Here is an 18,697-nt window from a genome sequence, read left to right on the forward strand (position 1 = left end):
GAAATATGTGAGGTGATAACCATGGAAATCATGACTGATCAAGGGTTCCGAAAAACAATAAAATACTTGCGTGCGATTTTGATCATCAGTTTGATAGGCATGATTTGTATGCTTATTCTTCTGCTAGGCATTCTTGCCTATGCTAAAATTTTAGGCGCGCCTCCGCTTGCTGTTCCACAATCTACATTATACCTTTCTGACAATGGAACTGTAATGGGAGAGAGCAATAATGGGCAAAAGCGCTATTGGATTCCATTGAAGAGTATTTCACCAGATTTAATCAACGCGACCATTTCGATTGAGGATAAAAACTTTTTTCATCACCACGGTTTTGACTATAAACGGATTGCTGGTGCAGCACTTGCAGATGTATGGGCGTTTGATAAGGTGCAGGGCGCGAGCACCATCACTCAGCAATATGCTCGAAATCTGTTTCTAGTTTACGATAAAACATGGGAACGAAAAATACTTGAGGCCTTCTATACGATCCGTCTTGAAATGAACTATCCCAAAAAGGATATCCTTGAAGGTTATTTAAATACCATTTATTACGGAAATGGTGCCTACGGGGTTCAGGCAGCAAGCCTCTATTATTTTGGAAAGAATGCATCAGAATTATCCCTTGCAGAAGCTTCCATGCTAGCTGGAATCCCCAAGGGTCCCGGAATATACTCGCCACTAGCTTCTATAAAAAATGCAAAGAGGCGTCAAGAAATTATTTTGCAGACTATGACAAAGAACAATTATATTGATAAAAAAACAGCCAAAGCAGCAGCCCAAAAACCTCTTACCTTTATCGGTAAGTACCCCAACCAGCATATTAGTATTGCACCCTATTTTCAGGATGCAGTAAAAAATGCGCTACGGAATCAATTGCATTTAGACGATCGGACGATTGCGCTTGGCGGTTTAAAAGTATTTACAACGCTCAATTTGAAACAACAGAAGGCAGCTGAAAACCAAATAAAAGAATACGTTTCAAGCGGATCTGATATACAGGTTGGTTTAGTAGCAATGGATCCCGAAACAGGGCATGTTAAAGCAATGGTTGGTGGGAGAGACTATATGAAGAGTCCCTTTAACCGGGCTGTTCAAGCAGTACGGCAACCAGGTTCTACAATGAAACCCATTCTTTATTATGCTGCCCTTGGGCAAGGTTTTACACCTTCAACTACGATGAGGAGTGAGTTTACAACTTTTAAATTTGATAACGGCGGCAATTATACGCCACATAACTTTAATAACAGGTATGCTGACGGGGAAATCCCAATGGCACAGGCATTAGCTTTATCTGATAATATCTTTGCGGTGAAAACTCATTTATTTTTAGGGGAAGAAACATTAATTCAAATGGCAAAAAGGTTTGGCATCTCAACCAAAATGGCTAAGGTTCCTTCACTTGCACTTGGCTCTTCGGGGGTGCGCGTCATCGATATGGCCAATGCGTACAGCATGTTTGCTAATGGTGGAGAAAAAGTTACCCCAACGCTCATTACAAAAGTTGAAGATTATAATGGAAAAGTCATTTATGAAAAAAAAGAGAGCCATGAACAGGCTCTTGATCCTGCCAAGGCGTTTGTCATGACAAAAATGATGACAGGTATTTTTGATACGAGACTAAATGGTTATGCTAGTGTCACTGGAAGTACCATTAAAAAGGTTCTTACCCGTCCATATGCAGGGAAATCAGGTTCTACCGAGACAGATAGCTGGATGATCGGCTTTGCACCGCAGCTTGTAACAGCCGTCTGGGCTGGTTATGATAAAGGAAAACCGATCGATCTTGTTGCTGAAAAAAGTTACGCCAAAAATATCTGGGCCCACTTTATGGAGGAAGCCTTAAAAGACGAACCCGTCAAGGAATTCAAAGCTCCAAAAGAAGGGGTTATTGGTGTTTATGTCAACCCAGCAAACGGCAAACTCGCAACAAGCGATTGTCCGGTCCGTAGATTAACGTATTTCGTATCAGGAACAGAGCCTACAGAGTATTGCACAGATCATTTGCAAAACCCAGATTTTAATCAGACAAAAAAAGGGGTAAAAGAAAGTGTCCCATGGTATAAGAAACTTTTCCATTGGGGGAATTAGAAAAGCACAAGTGGCCCCCTAGCACCTCTGGTCACCTGCGCCTTAACAGTAGAAAAGCTCCGGGGGTATCCCCGGAGCTTTTCCTGTCCTAGTTTCACGTGTATTCACGATATATTTAGTTTACTTTTTTTATAAAGAAAGTGCAAGAGTCCTTGATTTTGACACTATAAAGAAAACTCGCCGATTGGCGAGCCCCTAAGGGCGATGACAGAGGGGTAGTTGCACTTATGCGATTTGAGTGCAGATTATTTATCAACGATAGTTACTCACTTTAGTGCGTTAACAAAGATAAACTTTCTTATAAGCTAAAAAAACCAAAAACAATCCTCACTTACAAGGTTTTTAAACTGACAATCCATTCTTCAATTCTTCCAAGGAATTATCCCATAGCTCCTTGTTATGTGACGCAAGAAAGTCTGCCAAAATCCTTTTTGATTTAGGATCCATGTGGCCCACAATAATTTGCCGTTTAAGCGATCTATCCATACGGTTGACATGTTCTGGAAGCAGTTTATAACCACGGCGAATTTCACGATCGATGGTCATTTCACAGGCGGTAACTCCAGCATAATATGGGCCATCGACATTTCGGTCAATTGTCACCCAGACAAGCCAGTATGGTTTGCCGTTTGGCACGTCCTCTTTCGACGTAAGGAATTTAATTCCCTTCTCAACAACACTTCGGGCATGCATTGCGCCTATGTCAATGACTGCATCACCAGCCTCTACATCAATAATAACTGGGGATATGTTATCAAGGCTCATTACACCTTTTCCAAAACCTTTATGGCTGTCAGTCGGGTCACTTTTTATAATATTAAAGCCAATCTTTTTCTTTTCATTCATTCGTATGTAATCCTCCTTAACCTACATAAATAGTTGATAAAAGAACTGATTCATTCCGGTTAACACTGATGGGACAATATAATTAAAAATGGGCTGAATCGTAAATTGGCTAAGAGGGGTAATAACCAGAATAAGAAAGATTAATGAGCCATAGGTTTCGACTTGAGTCATTTTTGCTTTTAGATTCCTTGGTGCCAAATCCTCGACAATTCGATATCCATCCAATGGAGGGAAAGGCAGCAGGTTAAAAATAAACAAAACAATATTAAGCTGAATAAACAAATCTAGGAATTCTGCCACATTTACAGGAATGCTAGCAACGGTAGCCGCCTTGTTTATACTGAACCAGATAACAAAGCCAAGCGAGGCTAGTATTAAATTACTTAGCGGTCCTGCAACTGATACAAGCACACCGGCTATACGTGGTTTTTTAAAATAGTTGCTATTAACAGGTACTGGTCGTGCCCATCCGAACCCAGCAATGAAAATTAATAATGTGCCAATTGGATCTAGATGCTGGAATGGATTTAATGTGAGCCGGCCTTGTTTTTTAGCTGTTGGATCCCCAAATTTATAAGCAACATACGCATGGGAAAACTCATGAAAGGTAAAAGCAACCATCAATGTTATGGCTACATAGGGAATATCACGCAATGGGTAGGCAAGAAAACGGTCCATACTTTTTTCTCCTTCCTTTTAGCATACTTGGAAGCTATTTTGGATTTAGTATACATGATACTAACTATACATTCAAAATGATATTTCTTTTAAAGCAATTCGATTCTTGCACTTTTTTAAAATATATGAAAAACTACTATCAGATATGAAAAAAGGAGGACAAGACCATGCCATACGTTACAGTAAAAATGCTTGCAGGACGCACAGAGGATCAGAAGAAGGCCCTTGTAGAAAAAGTAACAGATGCTGTTAGTGAAACAACTGGTGCACCGAAGGAAAACGTCGTTGTATTTATCGAAGAAATGACAAAGAATCATTATGGAGTTGCTGGAAAAAGAATGAGCGATCAATAATCCCCACATTCTTATGTCTTCATAGTCCTGAAGCCTCTTCGGCGCTTTAGCAAAGGGCACTGAAAAAGTTCCCTTCAATGTAAAGTTCTTTTAAATTTGTCTGTTGATTTCCGCTCCAGGTACTCGCTTTCCGCGGGCGGTTCGGGGAGCCTCCTGATATGAACGAAACTGTCAAGGCCCCCACTCCACAATAGGTTTTGCTTTGTTTTTGGGTACTCTTAAGAAGAGAAGCTATTTTCGGCTTCTTGTCTTAGTAGGGTATTTAGCCATTCTGGCTAGAATAGCTCCTTCTTTAGCTTACTGACCACTTCTCACCTCTTGGAATAGCTGTCAAGTGCTCTTCTTGACAGCTATTCCAAGAGGTGAGACACTTTTTTAGCTAAAGATGAAATGATCCTTCCTCCTTTTTCTTTTTTTTGAATAGAAGGTAAGAACACGGCACGAAGGCAAAAATCTCTACAGCGGTTAGCGCTCTGATATTCGTGGGTTTTCACATTTTATCTTTCCGTATAAAGGACTTTTCCACTAACTCGGGACGTGCGTTAATCTATTTAGATATAGCACAGAGGAGGCACGTGGATTTTCCTTTCCGGTTTTTCTCTTTGCCTTCGAGCCCTATTCTCATTTTTCTATTTATACATCTATCTTGCTTTGAGGAACACGTAACCTTTTAAGCTTGAGGTATATCTTCTACTTCTTGCATCACTGCCCAAATAAAACCTGCCAATTCTCGCGCTACTGCTGTAATGGCTTTACCGCTTTCTTTCCCTCTTGATAATAAGCGGAAATACTTCTTGTGGAGTCGGTTCTGTGCTTTCCACGATATTGCCTGAATCGTTGGTGATTGCCCACTTTGCCGTCTTTGTAGTTCTCCTTTAACAGAGGGTTGATACCGATAACTCCAGGCAGACTCTACCAATAAACGCCGTACGTGTCGATTACCTGTTTTGGTTATTTCTCCTTGTCTCCTTTTTTCACCACTCGAATACTCGCTAGGGATTAAACCAACATAAGCCATGAATTGCCTCGGTGTAGTAAAACGTTTAAAAGAACCGATTTCTGCTACAATACTTGTCGCTGTAATAAGAGCTACTCCTCTTAATGATTGGAGTGCTTGAATTTTTTTGGCATGGACACCTTTACTCGCTAAAATTTTAATTTCTTCTTCTAACCTTAGAATACGTTGTGCTAACTCTTTGAGTTGGTGGTAGTATTCCTGGAAAGTTACTTGTAGAGAAGGGTTTTCAAATTTTAAAGTGTCCAGCCATCTGAAATATTTGATTGTCCACTTATTTACTCCAGTAGGAGGTTTAATATCATTACGCAGTAAAAATTTACTTAATCGGTGTTTCCCTCTCAGTTCGTCTTCTTTGGCATCTTCTCTACACCTAACAAGATCCCGCAGAGCCTCATCCTCTGGAGTTGGTACATAAATTGGAGTCAACTCTCCAGCCCGATATAAATGAGCTAAGCGAACAGAGTCCCTGCGATCCGTTTTAATACGTTCTCCAGGTCTTTTAGGAATAAGAGACGGGGCAATCACCGAGCAGTGAATCCCTAGTGTGATAAATAGTCGGTACAATGGATATCCTGTCGGACCAGCTTCATAACACACTCGCAGAGATTCCGGGCTGCCCAATTTTTTCATTAATTTCCTCACTTCTTCTGGTGTATGAGGAATCATTCCATGGTATCTAGGCTCCCCTCGGCCCTCATCGGCAATAGCGACTGCAATTTTTTCCTTTGATACGTCTAAACCTACATATTTTATGGTATCCTTCATAATGACTAGCTCCTTCCGTAATGTAGCTCTGATTTGGTTTTTTGTTTTTCATCAGTAAACATTCTAACCAAATTAACCTACGAATTTACGAGTAAGGAGCTAGTTTCGTTCATGATAACTCGGCGCTTTTGCGCCTGTGGGGTCTCCCCAGCACCGTACTCCCGCAGGAGTCGAGCACCTTCCGCTCCAATCAACAGAGTGTCAAAAATCAAAAACGGGCTTTAATATTGTCCATGTGAAAAGGTATAATACCTCAATACCTGAGGGAACTATACCTTTTTTGTTGTGTCGTTCTAAAAAACTGAGAAAAGCTGTATATCAGATAAATGAATCACAAAAAATAAGTTTCCTGCTAAAAACACAACGGATGTTTTGGAGAATGAATTCGCCTATTATCAAGATCCTATTGACATGATTGAAAAAGAATAAACTTTCTTCCAGGGCGAAATAGGCTCATTTCGTTACGGCAATCCTGTTTTGATTCTTCTAAAGGGTTAAAATAGAGGATTTCGGGAATCATTGGTGGTCTTTTCTACTTGAGTTGATTAGAGCGGAGGGCACTTGACTCCTGCGGGATTAGAGGGAATGGGAGACCCCACAGGCGGTACGCCGAGGAGGCTCCCATCCCTCCCCGCGGAAAGCAAGTGCCCAGAGCGGAAATCAACGGGCAAAGTTATGGTCTAAAAACAATCATTTATACTAAAAGAAACTTTTAAAAAATTTGGGGAGACCCTGTAGTAGCGAAGTCCCAGGAGCGTCAATCAACAGACATGTTGGAAAGTTAATATATACCAATATCATTATAATAAATTAACGCGGTGAATTCTTAGATAAATTGAAAAAATAAAAAGCTATCGAAAGGTTATCGACAGCCTGGAAGCTAAGCCCTTCATTGGAGCTTAGCTTTTTGTTTGATTGTTTCAATGTATTGATAAGCTTCATCAATTTCATCTTCCGTATAGTGCTGACTGCTTTTTAAAGTATATATTTTATGGGATACTTCCACTTTTGGAAGGTTATCAAAATATAAAACAGTCGAAACCAACTCCAAAAATCTAGCATTTTTGGAATTCATGTCCAAAAGACACTCTTGCAAAAAAGGCATATCGATTTCATTTAGGCTTAGAAATTCCCTTCCAGAGTCCGTTAATGTGTAGCGATATTGGAAATATCCACCCTTTTTTTCCTTCACTTCATTTAAAAAATTCATATTGCAAAGCTCTTCCACCCTTAAAGTCAATTCCTCTGAATATGGACCGTAAAAGTGAAACTGGAATCTCTCTTGAAAAGGGAAGGAAATTTTCTTAGCGATATAAATCATCTTTTGTAGCCGCTTCCGTCCAATAATTTCTCCAGAAACCAAAATAGCATTCATCAGTTTGGCATGATCATTTAACAATGGATTTTCATCTCCTACTCCGATTAAACCAATATCTCTTATATTTCTAAAAGGGCCATTATTTGTTTTTTCGTATTCTTTTTAGTTGTCACATCTTGAATCAGATCCAGAGGGAAGTAAAGCTTATGATCTGTTCTTCTCTTTCCTGAGATAGCCTCGACAATCTCTGACTCTCGAGAAAGTTCCTTTAAATCTCCATTTTTCATCAACAAATGAATCGGGAGTCTCTCTCCTTCTTCACCTGGGCGATAGAAATCATATGGCAAATCAGAAGATGAATCGACAACTAAATAGTATTCCGGATCGATATTTGCCTTTTTAAAAAGAGCAGTCAGCTCCGTTAACTTTTTATATTCCTTAGCCGGATCAAACTCCGCATACTTAAACAGATTCCTATTCATAAATCGCTTGCAAAGATCACTTAAAATTGGATCGGCTTCTTCTTGCCAAATCTGAAAATAATATAATATGACGGCTTCATCTAATTTCAAATAATCTTCTACTATCTCTCTTTTTTCAAAAAAAGAATAAAAGTGTTGTGGCGGATATTTAAACGTATAGTCATTTTTATATAAGTATTTAGCACGATGAAAAATTTTTGACAAAATCACTTCAGCACCACGTGAGACAGGATGGAAGTAAACCTGCCAGTACATCTGATAGCGGCTCATAATATAATCCTCAACAGCATGCATACCACTTTGTTTGATGACAACCTGATCCTCTCTAGGGCGCATAACTCTTAATATTCGTTCCATATCAAATTGGCCGTAGCTAACTCCAGTAAAGTAAGCATCCCTTTGCAGGTAATCCATACGATCGGCATCGATCTGACTTGAGATTAAACTAATGACCAGCTTCTTATCCGACGTTTTTGCAATAACCTCTGCTACTTCCTGAGGAAAATCAGGGGCAACCTTTATTAATATCTTATTTACTTCCGTATCACCTAAAATAATTGCTCGGGTAAAATCCTCGTGATCCGTATCAAATACTTTTTCAAAGGAATGGGAAAATGGACCATGCCCTAAATCGTGAAGTAGGGCCGAGCATAAAGTAAGGAGTCGCTCTGAATTATTCCATTCTGGTCTTCCGACAAAAACATCGTCAATAATACGACGGACGATTTCGTAAACTCCGAGGGAATGGTTAAACCGGCTGTGCTCCGCTCCATGAAAGGTTAAAAAAGTTGTTCCAAGCTGCTTGATTCTCCTTAAGCGCTGGAACTCCTTTGTGCCAATTAAATCCCAGATTACTTTATCTTGTACATGTACATAGCGATGAACTGGATCTTTAAACACTTTTTCTTCACTAAGCTTTTCTGCCGAATATGCCATTTCACCCTACCCTCCTATACTTGTTTCTATTATATCCCCATTTAATAGGCAAATCACCCAAATTTCAGCAATTTCCCCGACTAGATTTCGACAAAAACGGAGCAAAAGAAAAAGAAAAATCACCCAAGGATGGTTCCAAAGGTGATTATTTTTATTTTAACTTTTTATTTACTTTTTCCATTAATTCTTCTTCTGTTAAAGCGGCTATCGGGCGATTATTTACAAACGCAAACGTTTTTTTTCGGCCTGGCCCACAATAGGATTGACAGCCAATCTCAATTTTCGCATCAGGGTCTAGCTCCTTCAAACGAGGGATTAACGTTTTTAAATTTACACCCATGCAGTCATCACAAACGCGAAACTCATTTGACATTTCTTCCAGCCCCTTCTTAGATCTTCAACTAAATATATGAATAGTTACAATAATATTTTTTCATTCAAAAAGCAAAGCGGCTTTTATGATTTAACTCGCCACTATAAGCAAAAACAGTCCTAAGACATTTTACATTTTCTTTGTTTTTAATGCAAGTCGAATAAATCACTTGTAATCTTTAAAAAAATCTACTATCCTTTCATTCCTTTTGGTATAAACCCTTAAAAAGTTGGCAATCCTTAGACTAGATCTTTTAAAAACTCGTTAGGCATTAAGTTTTATAAATCTAACGATGTTAATCATAAAAAAGTGATAGGGAGTTGAATTTAATGAAAGTTCGTCAAGATGCCTGGACAGATGAGGATGATTTGCTTTTAGCTGAAACGGTTTTAAGACATGTGAGAGAGGGTAGTACACAGCTTAATGCCTTTGAAGAAGTTGGTGACAAACTAAATCGGACATCTGCCGCTTGTGGCTTTAGATGGAACGCTGTCGTTCGCCATCGCTATGAAAAAGCATTACAACTATCAAAAAAACAACGGAAGCAAAGACAAAGAATTCTTGGAAAAGACCAGGGTGGCAAGAAAAAACTTCTGTATAGTCCACTACTGGGAGCTTCAGAGGAATTTGAACCAATACCTCAAACAGCAAGTACTAGCTTCCCAGTCGAAGATGAATCCATACCTGAATATGAACTTGAAACTTTTACAGAAGAAATGGCTGCTGAACCATACGTTAAACCGGCCATGCCAACTTACAGCTATAAGCAAGCACCCAATCTTTCTCTTGATGCTGTTATTGATTTCTTGAAAAACTTTAATCATTCGAATCTGCAAAATGATGCATTAAAAAGTGAGAATGAAAGATTGAAAAGAGAAATGGCTGAATTACGTAAGCAGAATACCGAAATGGCTGCAAAAATTAACAATCTCGAACAGAATACAGTCACTGTCCAAGAAGATTACGAGACATTATTGAAAATCATGAACCGTGCCAGAAAGCTCGTGTTATTTGAAGAGGATGAAAGACCTGCTACTAAATTCAAAATGGACCGAAATGGTAACTTAGAAAAGGTAGCAGAATAGCAGATAGAGAAAATCTAGGGAGAAGAGAAGTTGGGCAGCATTCTTGTGATAAAGAAAACTCGCCGATTGGCGAACCCATAAGGGCGATGGCAGAGGTGTAGTTGCCCTTATGCGCTAGCAGAATTTATGGATGTAAATTCTGATTAGCTAAAAGAGCCATAAATCATTTAGATTTACGGCTCTTTATATTTGGGAAATTTTATCATTTCTTTCTACAATTCTTTGATAATAGCCAGGAAGAAGGCCTAATTCAAACTCATTTAACTGTCCTCCGTATAATAAATCGCAGGATAGCTTTAATTGGTTTAATAAGCGTAGCATTACATCCGCTATCGTAAGGTCAACTTCAAGCAACTCCGAAAGAGAGGCCATGACTTCAGGGACAATTACCGGATAGGAAAATTTTGTTTGCTCGCCTTTTTTAGCAATCTCGTAAAATTGCTTGATAATCTGAGCACGGTTACTGCCACTGCCATTAACGCATAAATAAATTTGAACGGCAACACCCTTTTTAAGGCGGCGCTGTGAGATCCCAGCAAATTTTTTGCCAGCAATACTTAAATCGTAACTTCCAGGACAATATGAACCAATAATTTCTTTCGCCTCAATTTGCTTATTGAAGTCAGCAAACATCTTCTGGATTAGGAGAAACATTACTTCATAGCCCCTGTTAATATCAATACCTTTTTCAGTCTCAGGTAAAATCAATGAAATATTTAAAACTCCTTGATCCAAAACAACTGCGAGTCCCCCTGAATTCCTTACAATAGACTGATAGCCCTGTTCATTTAGAAATTGACGGCCATCCTCTAAATATGGAAGTTTCGTATCCTGAATACCAAGCACTACCGTATTGTGATGGACCCATGTCCGGGCTGTTGCTGGAGCGTTACCTGTACCAACTGAAGCACACAACGTATCATCTGTTCCAAATGACTGTACAGCTTGAAAATGCATACCAACAGAGGATTGATCGATTATCCGCCACTCTTGTTGGTGGAGTAAATTATTCATCAACAATTAACCTCCTTTTTTAAAAAAATTGGACAAAAACAAAAAATCGTAAAGAAAACTCTCCGATTGGCGAGCCCTAAGGGCGATGACAGAGGCGTAGTTGCCCTTATGCGATTTAAGTGTTGATTAATAATAAAACGCTCGGAACATCCTTTAATGCATTAGCTAAGTTAAACTTACTTATTAGCTTAAAAAAGCTAGCCCAATCTTGGACTAGCTCCATTAATTCTGCTTAAAGTGTCTGACCTGCTGTGATCAGTGCAAGCTTGAAGACATCTTCTTCGTTACATCCGCGTGATAAATCATTTACAGGCTGATTTAAGCCTTGCAAGATTGGTCCAACTGCTTCAAAGTTTCCTAAACGTTGAGCAATTTTATAGCCAATGTTTCCTGCTTCCAAACTTGGGAATACGAAAACATTCGCATCACCTTGGATCGGTGAATCAGGAGCCTTGCTTTTTGCAACAGAAGGAACAAATGCAGCATCAAACTGGAATTCGCCATCAAGGACAAGTTCTGGAGCACGGCGCTTTGCTTCAATCACTGCATTAGCGACTTTTTCTGTTTCCTCCGATTTAGCTGAACCTTTTGTTGAAAAACTAAGCATAGCAACGCGTGGTTCAACATCAAACATTTTGGCTGTCTTAGCGCTTTCAATAGCAATTTCAGCTAAATCATTGCTATCCGGAGCAATATTGATCGCACAATCTGCGAATACGTACTTCTCATCACCACGAACCATAATAAATACGCCAGATGTTTTACTTACACCTTGTTTTGTTTTAATAATTTGCAAGGCAGGGCGAACCGTATCCGCTGTTGAATGGGCTGCACCACTAACAAGACCATCAGCTTTATTTAAATAAACCAGCATGGTTCCGAAGTAGTTTTCGTCAAGTAAAATCTTCCTTGCATCTTCTTCAGTTGCTTTTCCTTTTCTTCTTTCAACAAATGAAGTTACAAGTTCATCTAATCCTGCATATGTTTGTGGATCATAAATCTCTGCTGCATCTAAAGAAATACCAAGTTCCTTTGCTTTAGCTTGAACCTGTTCTATATTTCCAATTAAAATTGGAGTCAAAAGTTTTTCTTGAGCAAGACGACCAGCTGCTTTTAAAATTCGTTCATCTAAACCCTCTGGAAAAACAATTTTTAAATTGCGACCAGAAACTTTTTCCTTTAATACTTCAAATAAATCACTCACGATAAATCCTCCTTTATTTTTTCCTACTTATTAGCATACTTTACCTGTATAAAAATTCAAGGATAAACGATATTGATAGCGCTTTCTAAAAAATATTTTTGTTTTCAGAAAATTTTTTGAGGCGATTTAAACCTTTACTTATTTACTATTTGCATATTTACTCTATTTATTCTTTTAAAAAATGGTGAAACGTGAGTCTTTTAAATAGGTGATTATTGGTGAAACTATGATATAGTATGATTACAAATAAGTATAATTATTATATAGGAGTGATTATAATGAGTGAAGTAGCACAAACACTCGAGGGTTGGTATTGTTTGCATGATTTCCGTACAGTCGATTGGACTACATGGAAAATGCTTTCAAGTGATGAACGCCAAGCAGCCGTCCATGAATTTTTAAATCTGATTGAAAAATGGAATTCCACCCAAGATCAAAATGAAGGCAGCCATGCTCTTTATACAATTGTTGGTCAAAAGGCTGATTTTATGATGATGATCTTACGACCAACAATGGAAGAAATAAATCATCTTGAAACAGAATTTAACAAAACAAAATTAGCTGAATTTACAATTCCTGCTTATTCATATGTTTCTGTTGTTGAATTAAGCAATTACTTACCAGAAGGCGAGGATCCATACAAGAATACACAATTTGTTGCTCGCCTCTACCCTCGATTGCCAAAAACAAACCATGTTTGTTTTTATCCGATGGATAAGCGCCGGAATGGAAATGATAACTGGTACATGCTTTCGATGGAGGACCGCAAAAAAATGATGTACAGCCATGGCATGATAGGCCGTCAATATGCCGGGAAAGTAAAGCAGATTATTACAGGTTCAGTTGGCTTCGATGACTACGAATGGGGCGTAACCCTTTTTGCTGATGAAGCCCTTCAATTCAAAAAGCTAGTCTATGAAATGCGCTTTGATGAAGTTAGCGCACGTTTCGGCGAATTTGGGAACTTTTTTGTTGGAAACCTATTATCTGCAGAACGTGTTTCGAGCTTTTTACATGTTTGATGATCTAAGTCCTTGGCTGTTGCCGAGGGCTTTTTTTCTTATGCATTTCCCCTGATAATGTCATATTCCCAACTACTTCCTCATACTATTTAAACAGCGATTCTTTCTAAAATCATGGAAATTTTTTCTTAGCAATAAAGGATCTCTATGAAGAGAGGTGAGAATTAGAGAGGCATTCTTAAGGGGTTTTCGCTTCAAACTCGCGTTTCCCTGTATGACAAAATATGAATGTTATTAATCGCTTTGTTGATACTCATTTAGGAGGGAAGAACGATGAATCAATATTATAATCCGCAAGGTTTCCAGCCCTATACAGGCTCTGGCACACAGCAGCCCCCATACCCTACACAACAGCCAGGCTTTCAACAAATGCCCCCTCAAGGAGGCATGAACATTCCAATGCCAAAAAGCGCGCCTACCGCAGGGCCACAAGTACCAGGAATGCTACCACTAGAGCAATCGTACATCGAAAATATTTTAAGATTAAACAAAGGGAAGTTAGTCACTGTTTATTCTACCTTTGAAAATAATAAGGAATGGAATGCAAAGGCATTTAAAGGGATCATTGAAGCAGCGGGACGGGATCATGTCATCTTAAGTGACCCACAAACAGGCATGCGCTTTCTAATTCCTATGGTTGCAGTTGATTACATTACATTTGACGAAGAAATTGAGTATGAATATCCATTTGGGAGCGCTCCTAATTTAGGAACCTACCCACCAAGATAATAAAAAGGAGCATCGGCATATAAAAGCCTTTGCTCCTTTTTCCTATAGATGCTTCAACGCCCCGATCACTACAAGAACCCAAGCACCTAAAAAACATACTCCTCCAAGCGGTGTAATTGCACCTAATATCCCTATCTTCGTGAGACTTAGGATATATAAACTTCCACTAAATAAAATGATTCCAATTAGCATTAGCCATCCTGACCAGGTAAATAGGGAACTTGCTGCCACTCTTCCAAGGAGAAGACCGATCACTAATAGCCCTGTGGCATGGAACATTTGATAGGTGACAGCCGTTTTCCAGATTTCTAAGTATTTGGGTTCTAGTTTATCCGCAAGCCCATGTGCACCAAATGCCCCAAGAGCAACAGCCAAAAAGGCATTGATCGCCCCAATAATGATAAAAACCTTCATGGTCATACCCTCTTTCCTAAAAATCTAGTAGTGATTCTCCATTTGCTTCATCACCCATAGCCAATTTTTTCGGCTCATTTAGGGTTGAAGGTTGAAAAGGTTGTTGCAAAGTGACAATTTGAGCTTGGTTATTCATTGGTATCTCATTTTTCACTTGTTTTTCATCGAGAATTAATTCGCATAATATTTTAATAGAGTAAACCTTTTCTCGTAAGCTTTCCTCTCGGTGACTTACTTTTGCTAGCTGTAACTCAGCTTCTATTTTCGACAATAGCTTTTGGACAGTAATACTCATTCAATCTTACACCCCGCATTCTTCCTCATCATTGTACATGAGAATTACCCATACTTCGATTAATACGCTCCTGATTATTATGCGATAGCCCCGATAGTTTTATCAATGAATCCTTATCTTTCGCCATTTTTTACTGTTTCACGTGAAACCAGTCGAAATTTGTCAAAAATAAAGAAAACTCGCTGATTAGCAAGCCCCTAAGGGCGATGGCAGAGGCGTAGTTGCCCTTATGCGCTAGCAGAATTTATGGATATAAATTCTGCTTAGCTAAAGAAGCCTGACTCCTCAATTGTGAGGAGTCAGGCCTGTTACTATGTTTCATCCTAAAATCCGTTGATACACCGTTTTTGCATGTGTTAAATCTTTTGTGCCATGGATGAGTGCACGTCCATCTTTGAAAATGACCATGCGCTCTTTTCCCATTTCGACTGATAACAAATAGGGGTTTCCCTTTACAATGTAACCAAGTACACTAAGTTGCCCAGCAAGCTGCTCTAATGAAATCTCCCCTGTAGTTGATGGGCGAATTTGCACAGTATCCCTTCCACATAACACTGTTGTTTTTGTCATGTTTTCACTTTCGAGGTAAGGGTATGTTCGATTCTCTCCACACGATAAGCAGCCGGAAAACTTTGCCTTCGACATTTTCATACTTGTGTATTGGTTGCGCCATAAATCAAAGCTGACAAAAGAAGTTCTGATGGCTCCCCAGTCCTCGGCCAAAATTTTCATTGCTTCTGCAGTTTGGTGGGCAATCACCATCTGAACAGCTGGTGAAATAATCCCCCCGGTATCGCAAGTCATTCCCTGCAAAGGTACAGTTCTTACCAAACAGTTAAAACAAGGCGTCTTACCAGGTATAATCGAAAAGCTCATACCAAAACTGCCAACACATGCCCCGTAGATCCAAGGTATAGAGTATTTTTGGGATACATCATTAATTGCCATCCTTGTTTCAAAATTATCTGTTGCATCAATAATAACGTCCACACCAACGATTTTTTCCCGAAGGACCTCTGGGGTTGCATCACCAATAATCGCAATGATCTCTATATCAGAGTTAATCGCTGTTAAACGTTTTTTTGCTGCAGCTGCCTTTGGAAGCCTTTCTGCAACATCTTCCTCCGTATAAAGCTGCTGACGTTGGAGATTACTTGCTTCAACATAATCCCTGTCAATTATGGTGATTTTCCCCACTCCTGCTCGGGCAAGCACTTCAGCATTCCCTGAACCAAGGGCTCCAGCACCGATAAGAAGTACATGTTTACGGCCCATTTTTTCCTGGCCCTCTTTCCCAATTCCAGGGAAGAGGATTTGCCGTGAATATCGATCATTCAAAGTGATGAGCCCCTTTCCACACCAAGACTTATCTCATCCACCGCTTACAGGCGGAATAAAAGCAATTACATCTTCATCCCTGATTATTTCATCATTCATTGCAAATTCTTCATTAATTGCCGTCATAACCGTATCCATTTTTTCCAGCCTGTACGTTCCAGCCATTTCAGCCTTCAACTCAGCCACCGTTTTCCCAGCAGCCTCCACTAGCAAAAATTCTTTGCCGACAGCATCCCGTAAATGGGCGAAAAACATTACTTTATTCATTTTAGATCCTTCTCCTCCGGCTCACCCTTAGGATATGCAACTGTTTCTAATTGATTGCCCATCCATTCTTCTCCGTTTTCCCAGTGCTCTTTCTTCCATATTGGGACAATTTCTTTAATCCGCTCAATCGCATAGCGATTTGCTTCATAGGAATCCGCGCGATGCGGTGTTGAAACAGCAATCACGACGGCAACATCTGTAATCTCTAGCCGCCCTACTCGGTGTGTAATCGCAACCTTCGTTCCTTGCCAGCGTTCTTCAATTTCAGCTCCAATTTGCTCAAGCTTTTTCACAGCCATTGCTTCATATGCTTCATATATTAAAAATAATGTCCGTTTGCCTTTCGTTAATTCGCGGACGGTCCCGATAAAGGTTGTAATCGCTCCAGCCTCACGCTCGACTACCTTATCAATTACAGCTTGAATATCAATAGCCTCTTTTGAAATTTCAAAATTCATGTATTCCCACCTCTTTTTTTAAGGCTGTTTTTATATAAAAAATGCCGTTTCTACCAAAATAGCAATTTATATTCTTGAAAAAAATAATCCTAGCACTGCATGATAGGCACTGATGCCTCCACAACCTCGTAGCCGCCAATTCTTTCGACTTCTTTTTTGAATGCTTCAGACTGAATTGCATTCCTGAGTAGCTGACCTTTTTCACTTTCAAAAAATGCCCTTGTCATGAGTAAATCATACTCTTCATCTGCTACTGGTACAAACGATAAATCCATCGCCTTTGCTGCTGGATAAATACCAAGACCCACCGCGTTTTCATTTCCTCTTACTTCAGCAGCAACTGCTAAATGGGAAAACATTTCGCGCTGATATCCGTTTATTTGGTCAGGGATGAAGCCAGCTTCTTTGAGCAGTAGATCAAATAAGATTCTAGTGCCGGCACCTTTTTGACGATTTATGTATTGGACATTTTGGGCAATAAGATCTTCCGTTTTCTCAATCTTTAATGGATTTCCGTTCGGAACCATCCAACCCTGTTTCCTTTTTAAAAATGGATATAAAATTACATCCATTCCTGCTAATAATTTTTTTACATATGGAATATTATATTGCAATGTAAATGGATCAAGCAAATGAATTCCAGCTACATGAGCCTCTCCCTTTTTAATTGCCATAATTCCTGCCATGCTACCCACATGGGAGGAAACAATTTTCATGTCATGCTGCTCTTTTTTGAGAATCGCTGAAAGAAAATCGATCGTTAAATCATGGCTACCATTAAATACAATCGCATTTTTGATTTCATCAAGTGGGCGTAATAGCTCTATCTCCACGGTTTCTCCCTGCTCATATCCGATCAAATCAGAGGGAATAACGAGCATCCCATCAGCTCTCACATACGACATCGTCACTCCTGCCGCTCTTGTAAGTGGGTTCGCAATATATTGTCCATCAACATAGCCGATATTCATTCTGACGAAGTCCTCTGCACCCATTGTTGACACGATACGGCGACCAAGCTTAACCATTAACGTTTGCCTCTTTGGTTCAGGTATTTGCAAATATTCACAAACCAGAGGTCTAACAAACCATTCAAGCGCAAGATAAGCGGACACAGGATAGCCAGGCACACCGACAACAATCTTTCCATTTACTTTACCTAAAATAACTGGTTTTCCAGGCCGTGCGGCGACCCCATGGGTAAAAACGGTCCCAATTTCTTTAATAATATGGACTGTGTAATCCTTTGAACCAGCTGATGAGCCCGCATTGATGACGACGATATCCGCTGTTTCTGTCGCCCTTATCAGTGCTTCTTTAATTCGCACAGGCTCATCTTTAACGATGTTATAAAGGAGCGGCTCACCACCCCACTGCTTTACAAAATTTGCAAAAACAGTCCCATTGAATTCGATGATTCTCCCTGATGATAAGGTGGTGTCAGCTGTTACTAACTCATTTCCAGTTGGGATAATTGCAACAACCGGCTTTTTTATGACTGGAACAATTGTTATCTGTGAGGCAAGCAGCACGCCGATGTCAGCAGGCCTTAAGGTATGACCTTGGGGAAAAAGCATTTCCTCCTGAACAATGTCTTCCCCGATTGGCCTGATATGCTGCCAAGGTGTTGCTGGTTCAATGATTTCAATCGTCACGTCATCAATGATATTTACATTCTCAATCATAATCACTGCATTAAACCTTGATGGGATCGCATTCCCTGTGTCTACATACATAAACTGGTCCCCTAGAGTTAAATGAAGTGGCTCGTGCTCATGGGCACTATACGTTTCCTCTGCAAATACAGCTATTCCATCCATTGCTGAGGCATGGTAATGCGGCATTGAAGTCCGTGCAAAAATGGGTTCTGCCGTAGAGCGACCAAGCGTTTCACCTGCTGAAATCATTTCCGATTCTGCAGGCAATTGAAAGGCTGCGAGTAATTCCCTTTTGGCCACTTCCCGGGGTTTGTCCTCTAAATAAATTTTCCGCTTATATCGTTTTTGATCCATTT

General features: G+C 39.7%; 19 protein-coding genes. 5 read left to right on the forward strand and 14 right to left on the reverse strand.

Features of this window, described 5'->3' with window-relative positions:
- Positions 1 to 21: 21 nt before the first annotated feature.
- Complete coding sequence (locus RCG20_RS10455) at positions 22 to 2,088, forward strand: transglycosylase domain-containing protein (RefSeq protein WP_308184175.1); 2,067 nt, start codon at positions 22 to 24, stop codon at positions 2,086 to 2,088.
- 342 nt (positions 2,089 to 2,430) lie between these two features.
- On the opposite strand, the gene RCG20_RS10460 is transcribed toward RCG20_RS10455, so the two are convergent.
- Together RCG20_RS10460 and RCG20_RS10465 are read right to left on the reverse strand one after the other, a co-directional pair.
- On the reverse strand, positions 2,431 to 2,934 hold the full coding sequence (locus RCG20_RS10460) for a YwhD family protein (RefSeq protein WP_308184176.1): 504 nt from the start codon (positions 2,932 to 2,934) through the stop codon (positions 2,431 to 2,433).
- A gap of 21 nt (positions 2,935 to 2,955) precedes the next feature.
- Entirely contained in the window at positions 2,956 to 3,612 is a 657-nt protein-coding gene (locus RCG20_RS10465; RefSeq protein ID WP_308184177.1) for a site-2 protease family protein, read from the reverse strand.
- Between the two features lie 167 nt (positions 3,613 to 3,779).
- On the opposite strand from RCG20_RS10465, the gene RCG20_RS10470 reads away from it, so the two are divergent.
- A complete protein-coding gene (locus tag RCG20_RS10470; protein WP_308184178.1) occupies positions 3,780 to 3,965 on the forward strand; it encodes a 2-hydroxymuconate tautomerase in 186 nt (61 codons plus the stop codon).
- Positions 3,966 to 4,635: 670 nt separating this feature from the next.
- Here RCG20_RS10470 and RCG20_RS10475 read toward each other — a convergent pair.
- From RCG20_RS10475 to RCG20_RS10490, 4 genes are all read right to left on the reverse strand, one after another.
- Positions 4,636 to 5,748: an IS110 family RNA-guided transposase gene (locus RCG20_RS10475; protein ID WP_308184179.1), complete on the reverse strand. Its 1,113-nt coding sequence runs from the start codon at positions 5,746 to 5,748 to the stop codon at positions 4,636 to 4,638.
- A gap of 889 nt (positions 5,749 to 6,637) precedes the next feature.
- On the reverse strand, positions 6,638 to 7,147 hold the full coding sequence (locus tag RCG20_RS10480) for a YwgA family protein (protein ID WP_308184180.1): 510 nt from the start codon (positions 7,145 to 7,147) through the stop codon (positions 6,638 to 6,640).
- A gap of 38 nt (positions 7,148 to 7,185) precedes the next feature.
- Complete coding sequence (locus RCG20_RS10485) at positions 7,186 to 8,484, reverse strand: HD domain-containing protein (protein WP_308184181.1); 1,299 nt, start codon at positions 8,482 to 8,484, stop codon at positions 7,186 to 7,188.
- Between the two features lie 151 nt (positions 8,485 to 8,635).
- The gene (locus RCG20_RS10490) at positions 8,636 to 8,857 is read right to left on the reverse strand and encodes a YuzB family protein (RefSeq protein WP_308184182.1); all 222 of its coding nucleotides are present in this window, start codon (positions 8,855 to 8,857) and stop codon (positions 8,636 to 8,638) included.
- Positions 8,858 to 9,186: 329 nt separating this feature from the next.
- Between RCG20_RS10490 and RCG20_RS10495 the strand changes: the two genes are divergently transcribed.
- Entirely contained in the window at positions 9,187 to 9,942 is a 756-nt protein-coding gene (locus RCG20_RS10495) for an RsfA family transcriptional regulator (RefSeq protein ID WP_308184183.1), read from the forward strand.
- 183 nt (positions 9,943 to 10,125) lie between these two features.
- Here RCG20_RS10495 and RCG20_RS10500 read toward each other — a convergent pair whose 3' ends face one another.
- Positions 10,126 to 10,956, reverse strand: a complete 831-nt coding sequence (locus RCG20_RS10500; protein ID WP_308184321.1) for an octanoyl-[GcvH]:protein N-octanoyltransferase — start codon at positions 10,954 to 10,956, stop codon at positions 10,126 to 10,128.
- 232 nt (positions 10,957 to 11,188) lie between these two features.
- Positions 11,189 to 12,160, reverse strand: a complete 972-nt coding sequence (gene pta / locus RCG20_RS10505) for a phosphate acetyltransferase (protein WP_308184184.1) — start codon at positions 12,158 to 12,160, stop codon at positions 11,189 to 11,191.
- Positions 12,161 to 12,438: 278 nt separating this feature from the next.
- Between pta and hemQ the strand changes: the two genes are divergently transcribed.
- Positions 12,439 to 13,182, forward strand: coding sequence for a hydrogen peroxide-dependent heme synthase (gene hemQ, locus RCG20_RS10510; RefSeq protein ID WP_308184186.1), 744 nt, complete (start codon positions 12,439 to 12,441; stop codon positions 13,180 to 13,182).
- A gap of 273 nt (positions 13,183 to 13,455) precedes the next feature.
- Positions 13,456 to 13,911 (forward strand): spore coat protein GerQ, encoded by a 456-nt coding sequence (gene gerQ, locus RCG20_RS10515; RefSeq protein WP_374120522.1) that lies wholly within the window; start codon positions 13,456 to 13,458, stop codon positions 13,909 to 13,911.
- Between the two features lie 42 nt (positions 13,912 to 13,953).
- Here the strand turns inward: gerQ and RCG20_RS10520 are convergent, their stop codons facing one another.
- From RCG20_RS10520 to RCG20_RS10545, 6 genes are all read right to left on the reverse strand, one after another.
- A complete protein-coding gene (locus tag RCG20_RS10520) occupies positions 13,954 to 14,325 on the reverse strand; it encodes a DUF423 domain-containing protein (protein WP_308184187.1) in 372 nt (123 codons plus the stop codon).
- 16 nt (positions 14,326 to 14,341) lie between these two features.
- Positions 14,342 to 14,620: a YwdI family protein gene (locus tag RCG20_RS10525; RefSeq protein WP_308184188.1), complete on the reverse strand. Its 279-nt coding sequence runs from the start codon at positions 14,618 to 14,620 to the stop codon at positions 14,342 to 14,344.
- 318 nt (positions 14,621 to 14,938) lie between these two features.
- On the reverse strand, positions 14,939 to 15,958 hold the full coding sequence (locus RCG20_RS10530; protein WP_308184189.1) for a thiazole biosynthesis adenylyltransferase ThiF: 1,020 nt from the start codon (positions 15,956 to 15,958) through the stop codon (positions 14,939 to 14,941).
- Positions 15,959 to 15,991: 33 nt separating this feature from the next.
- Positions 15,992 to 16,225, reverse strand: a complete 234-nt coding sequence (gene moaD, locus RCG20_RS10535; RefSeq protein WP_308184190.1) for a molybdopterin converting factor subunit 1 — start codon at positions 16,223 to 16,225, stop codon at positions 15,992 to 15,994.
- A complete protein-coding gene (locus tag RCG20_RS10540; RefSeq protein ID WP_308184191.1) occupies positions 16,222 to 16,683 on the reverse strand; it encodes a molybdenum cofactor biosynthesis protein MoaE in 462 nt (153 codons plus the stop codon). The genes moaD and RCG20_RS10540 overlap by 4 nt, the downstream gene beginning before the upstream one ends.
- 89 nt (positions 16,684 to 16,772) lie before the next feature.
- Positions 16,773 to 18,695, reverse strand: coding sequence for a molybdopterin biosynthesis protein (locus RCG20_RS10545; protein WP_308184192.1), 1,923 nt, complete (start codon positions 18,693 to 18,695; stop codon positions 16,773 to 16,775).
- Positions 18,696 to 18,697: the final 2 nt, after the last annotated feature.

The organism is Neobacillus sp. PS3-40 (assembly GCF_030915485.1).
Taxonomy (GTDB): Bacteria; Bacillota; Bacilli; order Bacillales; family Cytobacillaceae; genus JAUZPL01.

What these genes read in the sequence shown, in the direction of transcription:
- RCG20_RS10470 (WP_308184178.1), top strand. Translation starts at nt 3,780, where the DNA reads ATGCCATACGTTACAGTAAAAATGCTTGCAGGACGCACAGAGGATCAG.
- RCG20_RS10520 (WP_308184187.1), bottom strand. Translation starts at nt 14,325, where the DNA reads ATGAAGGTTTTTATCATTATTGGGGCGATCAATGCCTTTTTGGCTGTT.
- RCG20_RS10475 (WP_308184179.1), bottom strand. Translation starts at nt 5,748, where the DNA reads ATGAAGGATACCATAAAATATGTAGGTTTAGACGTATCAAAGGAAAAA.
- RCG20_RS10540 (WP_308184191.1), bottom strand. Translation starts at nt 16,683, where the DNA reads ATGAATTTTGAAATTTCAAAAGAGGCTATTGATATTCAAGCTGTAATT.
- gerQ (WP_374120522.1), top strand. Translation starts at nt 13,456, where the DNA reads ATGAATCAATATTATAATCCGCAAGGTTTCCAGCCCTATACAGGCTCT.
- hemQ (WP_308184186.1), top strand. Translation starts at nt 12,439, where the DNA reads ATGAGTGAAGTAGCACAAACACTCGAGGGTTGGTATTGTTTGCATGAT.
- RCG20_RS10460 (WP_308184176.1), bottom strand. Translation starts at nt 2,934, where the DNA reads ATGAATGAAAAGAAAAAGATTGGCTTTAATATTATAAAAAGTGACCCG.
- RCG20_RS10465 (WP_308184177.1), bottom strand. Translation starts at nt 3,612, where the DNA reads ATGGACCGTTTTCTTGCCTACCCATTGCGTGATATTCCCTATGTAGCC.
- RCG20_RS10495 (WP_308184183.1), top strand. Translation starts at nt 9,187, where the DNA reads ATGAAAGTTCGTCAAGATGCCTGGACAGATGAGGATGATTTGCTTTTA.
- RCG20_RS10490 (WP_308184182.1), bottom strand. Translation starts at nt 8,857, where the DNA reads ATGTCAAATGAGTTTCGCGTTTGTGATGACTGCATGGGTGTAAATTTA.
- RCG20_RS10485 (WP_308184181.1), bottom strand. Translation starts at nt 8,484, where the DNA reads ATGGCATATTCGGCAGAAAAGCTTAGTGAAGAAAAAGTGTTTAAAGAT.
- RCG20_RS10545 (WP_308184192.1), bottom strand. Translation starts at nt 18,695, where the DNA reads ATGGATCAAAAACGATATAAGCGGAAAATTTATTTAGAGGACAAACCC.
- RCG20_RS10525 (WP_308184188.1), bottom strand. Translation starts at nt 14,620, where the DNA reads ATGAGTATTACTGTCCAAAAGCTATTGTCGAAAATAGAAGCTGAGTTA.
- RCG20_RS10500 (WP_308184321.1), bottom strand. Translation starts at nt 10,956, where the DNA reads ATGAATAATTTACTCCACCAACAAGAGTGGCGGATAATCGATCAATCC.
- RCG20_RS10455 (WP_308184175.1), top strand. Translation starts at nt 22, where the DNA reads ATGGAAATCATGACTGATCAAGGGTTCCGAAAAACAATAAAATACTTG.
- moaD (WP_308184190.1), bottom strand. Translation starts at nt 16,225, where the DNA reads ATGAATAAAGTAATGTTTTTCGCCCATTTACGGGATGCTGTCGGCAAA.